This window comes from Microbacterium oxydans, assembly GCF_000956525.1.
In the GTDB taxonomy this organism is placed as follows: domain Bacteria; phylum Actinomycetota; class Actinomycetes; order Actinomycetales; family Microbacteriaceae; genus Microbacterium; species Microbacterium oxydans_A.
The window spans coordinates 510969-526798 of the sequence record NZ_JYIW01000026.1; the positions used below are offsets into that span (position 1 = coordinate 510969).

Genomic DNA, 15830 nt, shown 5'->3' on the forward strand with positions numbered 1-15830 from the left:
CATTCTCACATCGAGGAGTACGCGACGATGCCACGGCGCACACCATCGAGCGCTGCGCGGGCGGTGCGCGCGGTGTCGGCATCCTCGGCGACGATCGACAGCTGGTCGAGCAGATCGATCGTCTGCTTCGCCCAGCGCACGAAATCGCCGGCCGCCATGTCGGCGTCGACCAGCACGCGGTCGAGCGCGCCGCCGCGTGCCCAGGCGTGCATCGCCCCGGCGAGACCGGCCGCCAGAGGCTCGCTGCCCGGCAGATGGTGGTCCTTCTCGAGGTCATCGAGCTCGGCCCAGAGCGTCGTCGTCTTCTCGTACGCGAGACGGAACGCCCCGCGCGGAAGACCTCGTTCTCCGGAGTTCGCCTCGTCGCGACGCGGTTCGTAGACCAGGCAGCAGGCCATGGCGGCGAGCGAAGGCGCGTCGAGGTTGCGCCACAGCCCCTGACGCAACGACTCGGCGACCAGCAGGTCGCGTTCGCCGTAGATGCGTCGCATCGTTCGCCCCGCCTCGGTGAGGGCGGTCTCCCCCGACGTGTCCGAGAGGTAGTCGAGCGTCTCGAGCACCTCGACCACACGGTCGAAGACGCGGGCGACGGTGCCGGTGCGCGTCTCGATCTGACGCCGGATGCGGTCGGTCTGGCGCTTGAGCTTCCAGTAGCGTTCAGCCCACCGCGCGTGCGCCTCGCGATCAGGGCACCGGTGGCACGGGTGCCGTTGCATGCTGGTGCGCAGCGACTGGATGCGCTTCATCCGCTTTTCGCGAGAGGCACGAGGCGCGTGCGAGTCCTGACGGTTCTTCTTCTCGAGATCGCTGAGTTCGCGCCGGATCGCCGCATACTCCGTGTAGTCGCCGTGCTCGCAGGCCATCGACTTCTGGTACCCGCCGAGCGACTCCTCGGCCTCCCTGACCTGCCTGGCGAGACCGACGACCGAACGGTCGGCCTGGAACTGCGCGAACGACGATTCGAGGATCTGTCGAGCTCGCGGCTTGCCGAACAGATCGATCAGGTTGACTGCCATGTTGTACGTCGGTCGGAAGCTCGAGTTCAGGGGGTATGTCCGTCGCGATGCGAGGGCGGCGACCGCTTGCGGATCCATGCCCTCGGTCCACTGGACGACGGCGTGACCCTCCACGTCGATGCCACGTCGTCCGGCACGGCCGGTGAGCTGGGTGTACTCCCCCGAGGTGATGGCAACACGCGCCTCACCGTTGAACTTCTCCATCTTCTCGAGCACGACGGTGCGGGCCGGCATGTTGATACCGAGCGCGAGCGTCTCGGTCGCGAAGACGGCCTTGACGAGCTTCAGCCGGAACAGTTCCTCGACGACCTCCTTGAACGCGGGAAGCATGCCGGCGTGATGCGCGGCGACACCCCGCTCGAGGTTGTCGAGCCAGTCCCAGTAGCCGAGAACGCCGAGATCCTCTTCCTGCAGCGTCCGGGTGCGCTCTTCCACGATCGCTCTGATCTCGGCGCGCTCCTCGACCGACGTCAGGCGGATGCCGGAACGGCGCACCTGCTGCACCGCCGCGTCACAGCCGACACGGCTGAAGATGAAGAAGATCGCCGGAAGCAGGTTTGCGCGCTCGAGCAGCTTGACCACATCCGGGCGATCCATCCGCTCGATGCGACGCACGTTCGACGGTCGCACCGGCCGCTGCCCGCCACGCGGCGGGCGCTTCGCCTGTCTGCCGGCGTGCCGGTTGCTCACATACGACTGCGCCTGGCGATTGTTCTCGTAGTGCGAACCGGTGAAGGAGCGGATGCGCATGAGCTCCTGATTCACCTGCGCCGTCGCGATGCCTGCGCGGTCATCGAACAGCGGCAGCAGGTCGTCGCGCACGAGCACGTGCTGCTCGAGCGGGACGGGGCGGATCTCCGACACGATCACCTCGGTGTCGCCGCGGACCGTGTCGAGCCAGTCGCCGAACTCCTCGGCGTTCGAGACGGTGGCACTCAACGAAACCAGGCGCACGTGCTGCGGGAGGTGGATGATGACCTCTTCCCACACGGCCCCCCGGAAGCGGTCAGCGAGGTAGTGGACTTCATCCATCACGACGTATCGGAGATCGCGCAGGGCAGCCGAGTCAGCGTAGATCATGTTCCGCAGCACCTCGGTGGTCATCACCACGATGCGCGCATTGCCGTTGATGTTCGTGTCGCCGGTCAGCAGCCCGACCTGGTCGGCGCCGTACACCTCGACAAGCTCGCGGAACTTCTGATTCGACAGTGCCTTCATCGGCGTCGTGTAGAAGGCCTTGTCGCTCGGGGTCTGCATGGCGAGGTGGATCGCGAACTCGCCGACGATCGTCTTGCCGGCGCCGGTGGGTGCCGCGACCAGCACGCTCTGCCCGCGCTCGAGGGCATGACAGCCCGCGATCTGGAACGGATCGAGATCGAACTTCTGGCGTGCGGCGAACGCCAGCGTCGCCGGATGCTCCGACGCCTCGCGAGCTGCCGCGTACCGCTCCGAGGGCGAACTCATGCGGGATCCGGCAGCAGGCCGGACTCAGCGTTGCGCTTGCGCTTCCGTCGATCGAACAGCATGGAGAGGCCTGCCGCGGCGAAGAACAGCACGATCAGGATGCCGGCGAGCATCAGCATGCTGATCACGTCGGCTGCCGGTGTCGCCAGGGCGGCGAAGACCGTCGCGATGATGATCGCCCACCGCCATCCCTTGAGGATCGCCTTGCCGGACATGACGCCGGCGACGTTCAGGGCGACGAGGAACACCGGGAGGATGAACGCGATGCCGAGCACGATCATCAGCTTGAAGATGAAGTCGTAGTACTCCTGCGCCTGGAAGAGGTTCTTCGCGCCCTCAGGCGTGAAGCCCGCCATCAGCTCGATGATGTGCGGTTGGATCATCACGCCGACGTAGCACCCCGCGAAGAACAGCGGGACGGCTGCGGCGACGAAGGAGATCGTGTAGCGGATCTCCTTGCGCGTCAATCCGGGCATGATGAACGCCCAGATCTGCCAGAGCCAGACGGGTGCCGAGATGAACAGGCCGAGCGAGAAGGCGATCCGCATCCGCATGTCGAACGGTCCGGTGATCGTCGAATACACCAGCGCCGCGACGTCTTCGCCTCGCTCGGCTGCGATGTCGTTGATCGGCTTGGTGATGAAGCTGATGACCGGGTCGGTGATCAGGAAGGCGATCACCATTCCGACCACCAGCGCGAGCGCCGCGTACATCAGTCGCTTGCGCAGCTCCACCAGGTGGGCGCCGAGCGACATCCGCCGATCCCGTTCCGCCTTCTTCTTCTCGGACGGTTCGATGACTGCCACGAGCGGTCAGGCGCGAGGCGGGGTCTCAGGGTCGGTGCCGGAGTCCTTCACCGTGGTGGGCTCGACAACGACGGACTCGGCGCGGTCGGCGTCTTCTTCCTTCATGGCCTTCATCTCGCCCTTGAACACGCGAGCCGACTGGCCCATGCTCTTCGCGAGTGCCGGGAGCTTCGCTGCTCCGAACAGGAGGAGGATCACGGCGAGCACGATCAGCAGGTGCCAGCCTTGCATTCCAGCGAACATGTCAGAATCCCGTCGTCGGTGGGCGATTCAGATCAGTCTACAGACCTATCCGAGCTATCGGGTGTGCGGTACAACGCGAGTCCGGATGTCGCCCACTCCCTGGTCGCCGATCGCGCGATGCTCGGGCCGACGACCTCCATGCCGCCGCCGAAGCGTGCGGCGAGGCGCTTGATCCCTCGTGGATCGGCGAGATGCAGGTTCGCGGTCACCACGCCGTTCACGGTCTCGAGCGTCGCCGGTGGCAGGAATCGTTCGAGCAGCGGGACGAGCCGCTCAGGAAGACGCACGGTCACTTCGCGCTCGTCGTCGAGCCCTGCGAAGGCCTCGGGCACGACATCGCCGGCATGCGTGATCGGGATGTCGGTGATCTTCGGGTCGCTGACGCGGTCGAGGTGGAACGTCCGCATCGCCTGACGCAGGTGGCACCAGCCCTGGAGGTACCACTGCGCATTGGTGATGAGGATCTGCACCGGGTCGACTGTGCGAGTCGTCGGCGCCGCGTCGGGCGCCTGATAGGTGAAGGAGATCGCCCTGCCCTCCTGCACACCGCGGGCGACGACCTCGCGAACCTCGTCGACCGCGCTCGGCGCGACCACCACGTCTGCCGGAGCATCAGCGGCGCCGCGGGACAGCTTCGAGATGAGTCCGGCGACCAGGCCAGAGTCGGAGACCGCAGGAACCGCGGCCACCATCTGGAGACCGGCGAGCAGGGCTGCGGCTTCGCGCGCCGTGAACCGCGGGACGCGACGCAGCGCGACATCGTTGGTGATCTCGATCACATCCTGCTGATCGAGCAGGTCCCAGTTGATGTCGAACATCTCCTGCGGCTGCTGCCAGTACCCGGACTCACCGGGCAGACCGATGACCGTGAGCTTCTCGACCATGCTGCGCATCTCTCGAGGAGTCACGCCGAACTCCTCAGCCGCTTCGGCGAGCGAGACCTCGCCGTGCTCGAGGAGGTACGGAACGAGCGTCAGGTACAGTCGCACCCGGTCGGCGGCGAGCAGCGGTTTCGGCTGCGCCATCATCGCTCCCCTTCCTGCGCGTCGTGCGCGTCCACGACTGCTCGCAGTCGGGCGATGACCGCGTCTCGGAGGGGCGCAGGCTCCACCACGCGGACCTCGGGCCCGTACGACGCGATCTCGTCCGCCAGGATGTGGAGGTCGACGAACGGCACGGTGATGCCCTGCGCTGCCGGGGTCGCTCGGCGACCGAGTCGGAGTGCGGCCTCCGTGCCAGGGGTGACCTCGAGCAGCGCCGCATTGTTCGCGGCCACCACGGCGAGTCCCTGCAGGGCGCGTTCGCCTGCGCCGTCTCGGAGTGAGGCATCGAACGTCACGCTCGACATCTTCACGTCGTCGACGATCCGGCTGAGGAGGAACATCCGCTCCTCTTCGATGTCGACATCGATCCCGAACACGTGCCAGCGCGCTTCGTAGTCGACGAGTGCGAGTGGCCGGACGGTCCTTCGGCGGGGGGCGTCCTCCCCCGGCTTGAGATAGTCGAAGCCGACGACGCGGCTCTTCTCGATCGCTTCCTGCAGTGGCGCGAATGCGGCGTCGCGAGCGGTGATGCGCGGGGCGAAGCCGATGATGGGCTCGTCGCCGTCGATGCCGAGTGCGCGGATCTTGCGGACGCCGGACTGCGCGTCGCCGGATGCGGATTCAGCACTCCACACGCTGCCGGCCAGTCGGAGCACCGCGAGCTCGGCTGCAGTGAACTCGATGTCACTCGGCAGATCGTATTCCGCCTGCGGAATGCGATAGCGGGCCTCACGCAGATCGTTCGGGTCGGCCGCATCGCCGATCGTCTCGATGGGGACGCCGAGTGCACGCAGCTCTTCCTTGTCGCGCTCGAACATCTTCTCGAGAGCATCCGACCGCGTACCGGCATCCGCTCGCTGGCGATATCCGGACACGTTGTCGAGGATCTGCTGCTTCGTCAGCCCGATCTCCGTGGCCATGAGCGCCACGACGAGATTCGTCAGGCGCTCCTCCGCGGGGATCCGGGCTGCCATCACTGGGGCGCTGCCGGGACGATGCCGAGGATGTCGACGACGACGGCAGTCGCAGCCGAGCCCTCGGCCGCGGGGATCACGACGAGCAGCTGGGAACCGACCGTGGCTCCGACCAGTTCCTTCGCTGCGGCACCGAGGCTCGCGGTCGAACCCCAGGTGTTGCTCGTGACGGTCTTGTCGTCCCAGTCGACGGCCATGATGTTGTTCAGGATGATGTCACCCTGCTTCACCTTCGGACCATCGCCCTTGATCAGCGTCTGGGTGACGGGCTTCTTCGGTGCTGCACTGTCGGGGATGATGATGCCCGGCGTGCCGTCGACCGCACGGACCACGGTGGGCACACCACGGGCGTCGTTGAACTGCAGTGCGCCGGAGGCGCGCGTCGGGTATACCTCGAGCACATCGATCACGGCGACCACGTTCTCGTCCTTGGCGAGCCCGAAGCCGTCGACGTTCTGCTGCCCGAAGTCATCGGGCGTGAGCACGGCGAGCACGCGGCTGCCGGCGGTGGCGCATTCGAGCACGCCGCCGAGTCCCGGTGACTTCTGCGCCCAGAAGTCGATGTTGTTCACGCGGCTCAGATCGCCGTTGAACTCGGAGTTGTAGAGCTTCTTGCCGCTCTTGCCACCGTAGAACGCGATGTCGAGCACCATCGGCTGGAAGTCGGAGGTCAGTGCGCGACCGTCCCCCACCGTGACGTCGGCGTACGAGGTCTTGTCGACCTTGACGGGCCCGAACACCTCGACATCGGGGAGAGACCCGAGGTCGCCGGTGATCGTGGCGGCATCCAGCACGCTGCTGTCTCCGGTCGACGCGCGGTCACAGGCGGCCCCATCGAAGGACGGCGCGGCGGTGCACCCCGTCAGAGCGAGGACGACGAGGCTGAGAGTGGCCAGAACGGCGGACGTTTTACGCACGCCCTCCAGTCTATTCCGTCGTCTGCTCCGATTCGCGCGACGCGGCGGCCAGGCGCGCCCCTTCGGCCGCCTTCGAGGCGTCCCGTGCGCGCTTGCGCAGATTCTTGTCGTTGATCACGCGGTCGCCGACGGCACCAGGCGTCCACTGCTCGACGTCGTCATCGCCGTAGCTGCTCTTGGACGCCCGCCGCTTGACGGTCGGCGCGATCGCACCGGGTGCGAGTCGACGCGCGGTCAGCAGGAAACCGGTGTGCGCGACCATGCGGTGATCCGGACGCACCGCCAGGCCCTCGACGTGCCATCCGCGGACCATGGTCTCGGAGGCCTCAGGGTCGGTGAACAGTCCGGTGCCCCTGATGTACTCCGCCACCCGGGAGAGCTGCGTCGCGGTGGCGACGTAGCAGAGCACGACGCCACCAGGCGTGAGTGCATCGGCCACGACATCCATGCACTCCCACGGCGCGAGCATGTCGAGCACGACACGGTCGACGGATCCGCTCGGCTGCTCGAGCGGAAGCGCCTCGACGAGGTCGCCGACGACCACGCACCAGGTCGACGGCGTGCCGCCGAAGAACGTCTCGACATTGCCACGCGCGACCTCGGCGAACTCCTCGCGCCGTTCGAACGACACCAGTGAGCCGGTCGTGCCGACCGCGCGCAGCAGGGCGAGTGACAGGGCGCCGGAGCCGACGCCGGCTTCGACGACGACCGCACCGGGGAAGATATCGGCCTGCATCACGATCTGGGCGGCGTCCTTCGGATACACGATCGCCGCGCCACGCGGCATCGACATCGCGAAGTCGCGGAGCAGTGGACGCAGCGCGAGGTACTCGTGGCCCGAGCTGTTCGCGACGACCGAGCCGTCCGGCAGCCCGATCAGGTCGCGGTGGTGCAGCACACCCTGGTGCGTGTGGAGCCCGCCGTCTGCGCTGAGGGTGACGGTGTGCAGTCGTCCCTTCGGGCCGGTGAGCTGAACGCGATCGCCCTCGCGGAACGGTCCGCTCGGGCGCTGCGTCGCAAGCTCGGACGGTGCTGCCTGGCCGGGCTCGGCGGTGTGCTCTGTCATCGGTTGGCTCCCGCCGTTGTGGTCTGACGGTCGAAGAACTCGGAGATGTCGGAGGCGGTACGGCCCTCGAGCGTCGGCCAGAGCTCGTGTGCGCCGACGTCGTCGAGCGAGACGATGTGCGGCACCCCGAGCGCGACGGCTCCGGAGGCGATGCCGGCGCGCAGTCCGGTCGGCGAATCCTCGATCACGACGGCATCGGCGATGTCGATGTCGAGCAGCGCAGCCGCCTGCAGGTACGGCTCGGGGTGGGGCTTGGGGTTGTCGACGTCGTCTCCGGCGACCACGAGCTCGAAGGCGTCGAAGTCGATGAGATCGACGACACCGAGCGCCATGCGCCGCAGCGACATGGTCACGAGCGCAGTCGGGATGCCGGCCGCCTTGAGGTCGGCGAGCAGCTCGCGCGCGCCGGGACGGAAGGGCACACCCTGCGTACGCAGCGCATCCTGCACGGAGTCGGTGAGGGAGGAGATGATGGCATCCGCCGCCATGTCGACTCCCGCCTTCTGCAGGATGATCGCGCTGTCCAGGAGACCGTTGCCCACGAGCTGCAGTGCGTCCTCGTGGGTCCAGGTGCCGCCGAACGACTCCACCAGCGCCGTCTCGGCCGCCATCCAGTACGGCTCGGTGTCGACGAGTGTTCCATCCATGTCCCAAAGGACCGCGCTGGGCTGTCTGCTCACTGAACCCATGCTAGCCGGGGCTGCCGCCCACTTCCTGTCCACGCGGACTAGCCTGGAGGGATACGTCCTCGACCTCGAAGGGAGCCTCGGATGGATGTTCTCGGTTCGCGCATCGTCATCGTCGCCTTCGACGGCTGGAACGACGCCGGTGAGGGCGCGAGCGGCGCCGTCGAGGCGCTGCGCGCAGCGACCGACTACGACCTGGTCCACTCCGTCGACCCCGAGCTGTACTTCGACTACCAGTACACGCGGCCGTCGACGCGGATGGATGCCGAGGGGCATCGTCAGCTGAAGTGGCCGGAGGCCGCCCTCTGGCGTCCGCGCGAGTCCGGCGACGGCACCACCCCTGAGTTCTGGCTGCTCACGGGCGTGGAGCCCGCTCGCACCTGGCAGGCATTCGCTTCGGAGTTCATCGATATCGCTCTCCGCGACGACATCACCGGTGTCGTGACGCTCGGCGCCATGCTCTCGGACGTGCCGCACACGCGCCCCATCTCGATCTTCGCCTCGAGCCCGAACGAGCAGGTCCGTGAGACGCATGGGCTGGAGCGTTCACTGTACGAGGGCCCCGTCGGCATCCTCAGCGTCATCGAGCACTTCGCCGAGAGCGCCGGCATCCCCACAGCGAGTCTGTGGGCCAGCGTGCCGCACTACGTCGCGACCGCGACCCCGTCGCCGAAGGTGACGCTCGCGCTGCTCGATCGGCTCGAGGAGCTCACGGGCGTCGACGTCACTCGCGACCACCTGCGCACCGAGGCGGCCGCCTGGGAGGCGTCGATCGACGCCGCCGCAGCGGACGACGAGGACATGGCGGAGTACATCCGTCAGCTGGAGCGCACCCGCGACACGTGGGACTCCCCCGAAGCATCCGGCGATGCGATCGCACAGGCCTTCGAGCGGTACCTGCGGCGCCGCGACGACGGCCCCGGCGACCGCAAGCGCTGAGCCGATCAGGCCGTGATGACGCCGGTGCCGAGCAGCACCAGCAGCACCGTGCCGAGCAGGATCCGGTAGATCACGAACGGCAGGAAGCTGCGCTTCGAGATCCAGCTCATGAAGAACGCGATGACCCCGAGCGCGACGACGAAGGCGATGCCGGTCGCGGCGAGCGTGTCGCCGAACGAGAAGAACGACGGCTCGTCCCAGCTCTTGTAGACCTGGTAGAAGCCACTGCCGAAGACCGCGGGGATGGCGAGCAGGAAGGCGTAGCGGGCTGCTGCCGCACGCTCGTAGCCGAGGAACAGTCCGATCGTGATGGTGCCGCCGGACCGCGACACGCCGGGGACGAGGGCGAGCGCCTGAGCGAAGCCGAATGCGATGCCGTGCGGGTAGGTCAGATCGTTCAGCTTGCGCCGCTTCGCGCCGACGTGGTCGGCGATGCCGAGCAGGATGCCGAACACGATCAGCATGATCGCGACGATCCACATCGATCGCAGGACGCTCTCGATCTGGTCCTGGAACAGCAGACCGAGGATCACGATCGGGATGCTGCCGATGATGATCAGCCAGCCCATCCGGGCATCGGGGTCATTGCGCGGCACTTTGCCGGAGAGCGAGCGGAACCACTGCGAGACGATGCGCACGATGTCCCGCCAGAAGAACACGACCACGGCCGCTTCCGTGCCGATCTGCGTGATCGCCGTGAACGCGGCACCCGGATCCTCGCCCGATGGCAGGAACGTGCCGACGATGCGCAGGTGGGCGCTCGAGGAGATGGGGAGGAACTCGGTCAGTCCTTGGACGATCCCCAGGATGAGCGCTTCGAGCAGGTGCATGGAGGGTGGCCTTCTGATTCGGGGAGGTCGCGCGACCGGACGAGCGAATGCTCAGTAGGTGCGCAGCAGATCGGTCAGCACCCGCTGGCCGAAGACAAGCGATTCTACGGGTACTCGCTCGTCGACTCCGTGGAACATCCCTGTGAAGTCCAGATCGGCCGGGAGTTTCAGCGGCGCGAATCCGTAGCCCGTGATGCCGAGCGACGACAGCGCCTTGTTATCGGTACCGGCACCGAGGAGATACGGGATCACCGGTACGCCGGGGTCATGACGGCCGATGCTCGCCACCATGGCTTCGACGAGATCACCCTCGAACGGCACCTCCATGCCGATGTCGCGGACGACCGTCTGGATCTCGACGTCATCGCCGACGATCTGCTGCAGCTCGGCGAGCACGTCGTCCTCCGTGCCGGGGATCACTCGCACGTCGATCAGGGCCTCAGCGCGCTCCGGGATGACGTTGTGCTTGTAGCCGGCCGTGAGCACGGTCGGATTGGTCGTGGTGCGGAACGTGGAGCGGAGGAACGCCTCGGCGGGCCCGGCGGCAGCGGCGAGGGCGTCAGGGTCGTCGGTGCTCCGACCACTGAGCGCGCTCAGGCCGTCGAGCAGCGCAGACGTGGTCGCGGTGAGATTGATCGGCCAGCGAGTCCGACCGATCGCCGCCACGGCCTCGGCGAGCCGCGTCACGGCGTTGTCCTCGTGCAGCCTGCTGCCGTGACCGGCACGGCCCTTCGCCACCAGACGGATCCAGATCAGCGCCTTCTCGCCGACCTGCAGCAGGTACGCGCGCCGATCGTCGACAGTGATCGAGTAGCCGCCGACCTCACTGATCGCCTCGCCCGCGCCGGCGAACCACTCCGGTCGGTCCTTTACGACGAGCGCCGAGCCCTCGACGCCGCCGTTCTCCTCGTCGGCGAAGAACGTGAGCACGAGGTCGCGCGCAGGCTGCTCCCCCGCACGCAGGATGTCGGCGACCGAGGTGAGGATCATCGCGTTCATGTTCTTCATGTCGACTGCCCCTCGGCCCCAGAGCATCCCGTCGCGGACGGTGCCGGCAAAGGGGTCGACCGTCCAGTCGTCGGCCATGGCTGGAACCACATCGAGGTGGCCGTGCACGACCAGAGCCGGCTTCGACCGATCGCGGCCCGCGACCCTGGCCATCACGTTGGTGCGCCGGTCGATCGGCTCGTAGTACTCGACCTCGAGGCCGAGCGCTTCGAGATAGGCACCGACATACTCCGCCGCCTCTCGCTCCCCCTTGGCGTTGCCGCCGCCGAAGTTCGAGGTGTCGAAGCGGATCAGGTCACTCGCGACGCGCACGACCTCGGGAAGCGACTGATCGATCATGGGACCAGGCTATCGAATGCACGTGCCACGCCCGGGCGTACGGCTCGGTTCGAGAGCGTCCGGAGTTCGTGATAGTGTCATTCTTCGGTCGGCAACGATCATCCAACACCTGCGCGGGTGGCGGAATGGTAGACGCGCTACGTTGAGGTCGTAGTGCCCGTAAGGGCGTGGGGGTTCAAGTCCCCCTCCGCGCACAGAACGAGAAAGGCTCCCGAAAGGGGGCCTTTTTCGCGTCTCCGACACGGCGTGCGCGGACATATCCCTGCTGCCGCATGAACCGCATGCCACGACGATGCAGCGGGCGGTGGGATGCCGGGTGGCACCGCACCGCCCGCTGGGAGCAAGAGGCGTTCGGACGGACGCGGGCTCAGACCGCGCCGACGCCGAAGAGCAGCCCGAGCAGGTACGTGATCGCCGCGGCACCGAATCCGATCGCCAGCTGACGGAGGGCGCGTCGAAGCGGCGGTCCTCCCGAGAGAATGCCGACCATGGCACCCGTGCTGAGCAGGGCGATGCCGACCAGGACGAGGGCGACGATCACGGCGGTCGCACCCTGGAGCCCGAAGATCCACGGCAGCACGGGGATGATCGCACCGGACGAGAAGAGCAGGAAGCTCGAGATGGCCGCCGTCCAGTCGCTGCCGACGATGTCGTGCTCGTCGCCAGCGTGTGTGCGAACGGGGCCGGTCGCAGTGCGGCGAGCACCCTCCTGGGCCGCCGTCACGATCCGGCGGGCGCGGGCGAGCGCCTCCTGCTGATCCATACCGCGCGCCCGGTAGACGAGCGCGAGCTCATTCTCATCGATGTCGAGATCACCTGCGGAGTCGGCGGCGTCATCGTTGGCCTCCGTGGCGGCGAGCAGCTCGCGCTGCGAACGGACCGACACGAACTCCCCTGCTCCCATCGACAGCGCGCCCGCGAGCAGTCCCGCGACGCCGCTGAACAGCACGAAGCTCGAGCTCACACCCGTCGCGCCGATGCCGAGGACCAGCGCGAGGTTGCTGACGAGACCGTCGTTCGCTCCGAACACCGCGGCGCGGAAGGAGCCGGACAGCCGCCGACGCCCGCGCGCCGCCAGCCCGCGCACCACCTCGTAGTGGATCTTCTCGTCGGCGCGCATCGCCGGCGTCGCGTACTGCTCCTCGTCATAGGGCGAACGCGCCTCCGCACTCTGTGCGAGGGCGAGAACGAAGATCGAGCCGAAGCGGCCGGCCATCCAGCCGAGCAGCTGCGACTGCAGGCCGGGGCGCGGCAGTCGGGCCGGCTCATCGCCGAGCAGGTCGAGCCAGTGCTGCTCGTGGCGGCGTTCCGCCTCAGCGAGGTTCAGCAGGATCTCGCGCTCCTCCCCGGTTCGACGCGCGGCGAGTCTTCGATACACGTGGCCCTCGGCACGTTCCTCGACGAGGTAACGCGCCCAGCGGCGGCGGTCGGCGGCGGTCGGTTCCGCGGCAGCGGGGGCTGTCATGGGGTCTCCCTGAGATCAATGGGCGCCCGGTGCAGGGCAACCGTTCCACGCTAGCTGCGGGCGCGGCAGCGGACGCTGCTCAGGGCGGGATTGCCAGCATTTCGGGGTTCCGAACCCGGGGCGTTCTGGGGCCCTTCGACGGGCTCAGGGACCCAGTTTGGGGCTCAGGGACCCAGCTTTGGGGCGTTGGGCTCAGGGGCCGGCCGCGGGCCCTTCGACAGGCTCAGGGACCCAGCGTGGGGCTCAGGGACCCAGTGTGGGGCTCAGGAGGGACCGAGTGTGGGGCGCAAGGGGGCCAGCGCGGTCAGGAGCGGACGCGCTTGCGCAGGACGTCGATGCGCGACTGCAGTTGCGTCACGGTCGCCTGCGCGACCGCCGGGCCACCGCAGATGCGGCGGAGCTCGGCGTGCACGGCGCCGTGCGGCTCGCCCTTCTGCCGCGCATACAGACCGACGAGGCTGTTCAGCAGCTGGCGCTGCTCTTTCAGCGTGCGGTGCAGCGGCGCCGGCAGCGTCGTCGTCTCGGTCGGTCCGGCAGAAGCTTCGCGTGCCTCACGGAGCCTCGACTGACGGGTCTGGCGCTGCATGAGCAGCTCGTGCACGTGCTCGGGCTCGAGAAGACCGGGGAATCCGATGAACTCCTCCTCCTCGGGCGTGCCTGGTTCAGCGAGCTGTCCGAACTCCTGCCCCTCGAACACGATCCGGTCGAAGTGCGCCACCGAGGAGAGCGCCTGGTAGCTGAACTCCTGGGTCAGCGCATCCGAGGTCTCCTCCTCACGATTGGCGCTCTCGAGCAGCGAGTCGTCGAGCCCGTCCTCGTCGCTCGACTGCCGATCCAGTGCATGGTCGCGCTGCTTGTCCATCTCGTTCGCGAGGCCCATGAGCACCGGCACCTGCGGCAGGAACACGCTGGCCGCCTCACCGCGACGCCTCGCCCGCACGAAGCGTCCGATCGCCTGAGCGAAGAACAACGGCGTCGAGGATGACGTGGCGTAGACACCGACGGCCAGGCGCGGCACATCGACGCCCTCGGACACCATGCGGACCGCGACCATCCAGCGATCCTCGCTCGCGCTGAACTTCTCGATCCGCTCGGAGGCGGTCGCATCGTCGGACAACACGATGGTCGGCTGCTGTCGCGTGATGCTGTGGAGGATCTTCGCGTACGCGCGGGCGACGGTCTGATCCGTGGCGAGGACGAGGCCGCCGGCATCCGGCACATGGTTGCGGATCTCGGTGAGACGGCGATCGGCGGCCGACAGCACCGCCGGCATCCACTCCCCCTCCGGGTCGAGCGCGGTGCGCCAGGCCTGCGAGGTCACGTCCTTCGTGTTGTCCTGACCGAGATGCGTCTCGAGCTCATCGCCGGTGCTCGTTCGCCAACGCATCTTGCCCGCGTACATGTGGAACAGCACTGGGCGGACGACACCGTCGGCAAGCGCGCGACCGTAGCCGTAGTTGTAGTCGGTGCGCGAGATGCGGGCACCTGACTCGTCGGGGTGGTACTCGATGAACGGAATCGGTGCGGTGTCGCTGCGGAACGGGGTGCCAGACAGCAGCAGACGGCGCTTCGCCGGCGCATACGCGTCGCGGATCGCGTCGCCCCAGCTCAGGGCGTCGCCACCGTGATGCACCTCGTCGAGGATCACCAGCGTGTTGGCGTCTTCGGTCAGATGACGGTGCACGGAGGACTTCGCTGCGACCTGCGCGTAGGTCACCACGGCTCCGTGATAGTGCCGCGCCGGCGCCCAGTCGCTGTTGCGGAAACGAGGGTCGAGGCGGATGCTCACCCTGGCCGCTGCATCGGCCCACTGCGTCTTCAGGTGCTCGGTCGGCGCGACCACGATGATGCGGTTCACCTCGCCCATGCGCATGAGCTCGACCGCGAGCGTCAGCGCGAATGTGGTCTTGCCTGCACCCGGTGTCGCGGCGACGAGGAAGTCGCGCTGGTCTGCCTGGAAGTACTGGTCGAGTGCCTCCTGCTGCCACGCGCGCAGCTTGTTCGCGGTTCCCCACGGGGCGCGCTGAGGAAAGGACGGAGAGAGCATCGAGTCAACGATAATCGCTGCCGGGGACACTGCGGTCCGGCCCGACGCGACACGCCTCAGCCCCGGACCGCCGTCCAGTGTGCGGAGTAGGATCGGTCACTGCGCCATGGCCACCGCCGTCGCCGAACGTTCGCGAAGGAGAGCTGGATGACAGACCAGGATTCGACCCGGACCCCCGACCTCGACAACGAGACGCCCCACCCGTGGCGGCGGTTCGTGGCCGTCGGCGACTCGTTCACCGAGGGCATCGGCGATCCCGACCCCGACGCCCCTGGCGGGTACCTCGGCTGGGCGGATCGCGTCGCGCAGGTGCTGGCACAGGACGTCGACGACTTCGCCTACGCGAACCTCGCCGTCCGCGGCAAGCTGATCGCCCAGATCGTCGCCGACCAGATCGAGCCGGCCGTCGCCCTCCACCCCGATCTCGTGTCGATCTGTGCCGGTGGGAACGATGTCATCCGCCCAGGCACGGATCCGGACGCCATCTCGGCCCAGCTCGAGGACGCGGTGTCGCGTCTCGCTTCGACGGGCGCATCGATCATCCTCTTCACTGGGATCGACACCGGATTCACGCCGGTGTTCCGTGCCTTCCGCGGCAAGGTCGCGATCTACAACGAGAACGTGCGCGCCATCGCCGAGCGTCACGACTGCATCGTCGCCGACCAGTGGGCGCTGAAGGTCGTGCAGGATCCCCGCTTCTTCGACCCTGACCGCCTGCACTACAACGCGCTCGGCCACCACGAGGTGGCTCGCATGGTGCTCCGCGCGCTCAACGTGCCGAACTCGCTGGAATCGATGCAGCCCGAGACGATTCCGCTGCGCACCTGGCGCGAGGCCCGGTCAGAGGATCTCGGCTGGGCGCGCGAGCACCTGGTCCCGTGGGTGCTGCGCCGGCTGCGGCATCAGTCCTCCGGCGACAACCTCGCGGCCAAGCGCCCCGAACCCGGTCCGATGATCTTCCCGGAGATGCGCTGATCCGAGCCGCCC

The 15830-nt window shown here is 67.8% G+C and carries 14 protein-coding genes and 1 tRNA gene; 3 read left to right on the plus strand and 12 right to left on the minus strand.

What is annotated here, in order from left to right; translation table 11 throughout:
* Window positions 1–5: 5 nt before the first annotated feature.
* From RS83_RS15075 to RS83_RS15110, 8 genes are read right to left on the minus strand one after another with little or no spacing between them, the layout of a single operon-like run.
* Window positions 6–2480, minus strand: a complete 2475-nt coding sequence (locus tag RS83_RS15075) for a DEAD/DEAH box helicase (protein ID WP_045280306.1) — start codon at window positions 2478–2480, stop codon at window positions 6–8.
* Window positions 2477–3235, minus strand: coding sequence for a twin-arginine translocase subunit TatC (gene tatC, locus RS83_RS15080; protein WP_045280881.1), 759 nt, complete (start codon window positions 3233–3235; stop codon window positions 2477–2479). The genes RS83_RS15075 and tatC overlap by 4 nt, the downstream gene beginning before the upstream one ends.
* Window positions 3236–3292: 57 nt before the next feature.
* Entirely contained in the window at window positions 3293–3529 is a 237-nt protein-coding gene (gene tatA, locus RS83_RS15085; protein WP_045280307.1) for a twin-arginine translocase TatA/TatE family subunit, read from the minus strand.
* Window positions 3530–3561: 32 nt separating this feature from the next.
* Window positions 3562–4557: a helix-turn-helix transcriptional regulator gene (locus RS83_RS15090; protein ID WP_045280308.1), complete on the minus strand. Its 996-nt coding sequence runs from the start codon at window positions 4555–4557 to the stop codon at window positions 3562–3564.
* On the minus strand, window positions 4554–5546 hold the full coding sequence (locus RS83_RS15095; protein ID WP_045280309.1) for a helix-turn-helix transcriptional regulator: 993 nt from the start codon (window positions 5544–5546) through the stop codon (window positions 4554–4556). The genes RS83_RS15090 and RS83_RS15095 overlap by 4 nt, the downstream gene beginning before the upstream one ends.
* The gene (locus RS83_RS15100) at window positions 5546–6463 is read right to left on the minus strand and encodes a hypothetical protein (protein ID WP_045280310.1); all 918 of its coding nucleotides are present in this window, start codon (window positions 6461–6463) and stop codon (window positions 5546–5548) included. The genes RS83_RS15095 and RS83_RS15100 overlap by 1 nt, the downstream gene beginning before the upstream one ends.
* A gap of 10 nt (window positions 6464–6473) precedes the next feature.
* Window positions 6474–7529, minus strand: coding sequence for a tRNA (adenine-N1)-methyltransferase (locus RS83_RS15105; RefSeq protein ID WP_045280311.1), 1056 nt, complete (start codon window positions 7527–7529; stop codon window positions 6474–6476).
* Window positions 7526–8176 (minus strand): HAD family hydrolase, encoded by a 651-nt coding sequence (locus RS83_RS15110; protein WP_045280312.1) that lies wholly within the window; start codon window positions 8174–8176, stop codon window positions 7526–7528. The genes RS83_RS15105 and RS83_RS15110 overlap by 4 nt, the downstream gene beginning before the upstream one ends.
* A gap of 123 nt (window positions 8177–8299) precedes the next feature.
* Between RS83_RS15110 and RS83_RS15115 the strand changes: the two genes are divergently transcribed.
* A complete protein-coding gene (locus RS83_RS15115) occupies window positions 8300–9154 on the plus strand; it encodes a PAC2 family protein (protein WP_045280313.1) in 855 nt (284 codons plus the stop codon).
* Window positions 9155–9159: 5 nt separating this feature from the next.
* On the opposite strand, the gene RS83_RS15120 is transcribed toward RS83_RS15115, so the two are convergent.
* Together RS83_RS15120 and RS83_RS15125 are read right to left on the minus strand one after the other, a co-directional pair.
* Window positions 9160–9984, minus strand: a complete 825-nt coding sequence (locus RS83_RS15120; RefSeq protein WP_045280314.1) for an undecaprenyl-diphosphate phosphatase — start codon at window positions 9982–9984, stop codon at window positions 9160–9162.
* A gap of 51 nt (window positions 9985–10035) precedes the next feature.
* The gene (locus tag RS83_RS15125) at window positions 10036–11331 is read right to left on the minus strand and encodes a M20/M25/M40 family metallo-hydrolase (RefSeq protein WP_045280315.1); all 1296 of its coding nucleotides are present in this window, start codon (window positions 11329–11331) and stop codon (window positions 10036–10038) included.
* A 111-nt stretch (window positions 11332–11442) separates the two neighbouring features.
* Between RS83_RS15125 and RS83_RS15130 the strand changes: the two genes are divergently transcribed.
* Window positions 11443–11525, plus strand: a tRNA-Leu gene (locus RS83_RS15130).
* Window positions 11526–11698: 173 nt separating this feature from the next.
* Here RS83_RS15130 and RS83_RS15135 read toward each other — a convergent pair.
* Window positions 11699–12796, minus strand: coding sequence for a VIT1/CCC1 transporter family protein (locus tag RS83_RS15135; RefSeq protein ID WP_045280316.1), 1098 nt, complete (start codon window positions 12794–12796; stop codon window positions 11699–11701).
* A 304-nt stretch (window positions 12797–13100) separates the two neighbouring features.
* Window positions 13101–14843, minus strand: a complete 1743-nt coding sequence (locus RS83_RS15140) for a DEAD/DEAH box helicase (protein WP_045280317.1) — start codon at window positions 14841–14843, stop codon at window positions 13101–13103.
* A 147-nt stretch (window positions 14844–14990) separates the two neighbouring features.
* Between RS83_RS15140 and RS83_RS15145 the strand changes: the two genes are divergently transcribed.
* The gene (locus tag RS83_RS15145) at window positions 14991–15818 is read left to right on the plus strand and encodes an SGNH/GDSL hydrolase family protein (protein ID WP_045280318.1); all 828 of its coding nucleotides are present in this window, start codon (window positions 14991–14993) and stop codon (window positions 15816–15818) included.
* Window positions 15819–15830: the final 12 nt, after the last annotated feature.

Bases quoted from the DNA above. Each gene is read 5' to 3' on its own strand.
- RS83_RS15120 (WP_045280314.1), bottom strand. From the start codon at position 9,984: ATGCACCTGCTCGAAGCGCTCATCCTGGGGATCGTCCAAGGACTGACC.
- RS83_RS15090 (WP_045280308.1), bottom strand. From the start codon at position 4,557: ATGATGGCGCAGCCGAAACCGCTGCTCGCCGCCGACCGGGTGCGACTG.
- RS83_RS15105 (WP_045280311.1), bottom strand. From the start codon at position 7,529: ATGACAGAGCACACCGCCGAGCCCGGCCAGGCAGCACCGTCCGAGCTT.
- RS83_RS15075 (WP_045280306.1), bottom strand. From the start codon at position 2,480: ATGAGTTCGCCCTCGGAGCGGTACGCGGCAGCTCGCGAGGCGTCGGAG.
- RS83_RS15095 (WP_045280309.1), bottom strand. From the start codon at position 5,546: ATGGCAGCCCGGATCCCCGCGGAGGAGCGCCTGACGAATCTCGTCGTG.
- RS83_RS15135 (WP_045280316.1), bottom strand. From the start codon at position 12,796: ATGACAGCCCCCGCTGCCGCGGAACCGACCGCCGCCGACCGCCGCCGC.
- RS83_RS15140 (WP_045280317.1), bottom strand. From the start codon at position 14,843: ATGCTCTCTCCGTCCTTTCCTCAGCGCGCCCCGTGGGGAACCGCGAAC.
- tatC (WP_045280881.1), bottom strand. From the start codon at position 3,235: ATGTCGCTCGGCGCCCACCTGGTGGAGCTGCGCAAGCGACTGATGTAC.
- RS83_RS15110 (WP_045280312.1), bottom strand. From the start codon at position 8,176: ATGGATGGAACACTCGTCGACACCGAGCCGTACTGGATGGCGGCCGAG.
- RS83_RS15125 (WP_045280315.1), bottom strand. From the start codon at position 11,331: ATGATCGATCAGTCGCTTCCCGAGGTCGTGCGCGTCGCGAGTGACCTG.
- RS83_RS15115 (WP_045280313.1), top strand. From the start codon at position 8,300: ATGGATGTTCTCGGTTCGCGCATCGTCATCGTCGCCTTCGACGGCTGG.
- RS83_RS15145 (WP_045280318.1), top strand. From the start codon at position 14,991: ATGACAGACCAGGATTCGACCCGGACCCCCGACCTCGACAACGAGACG.
- tatA (WP_045280307.1), bottom strand. From the start codon at position 3,529: ATGTTCGCTGGAATGCAAGGCTGGCACCTGCTGATCGTGCTCGCCGTG.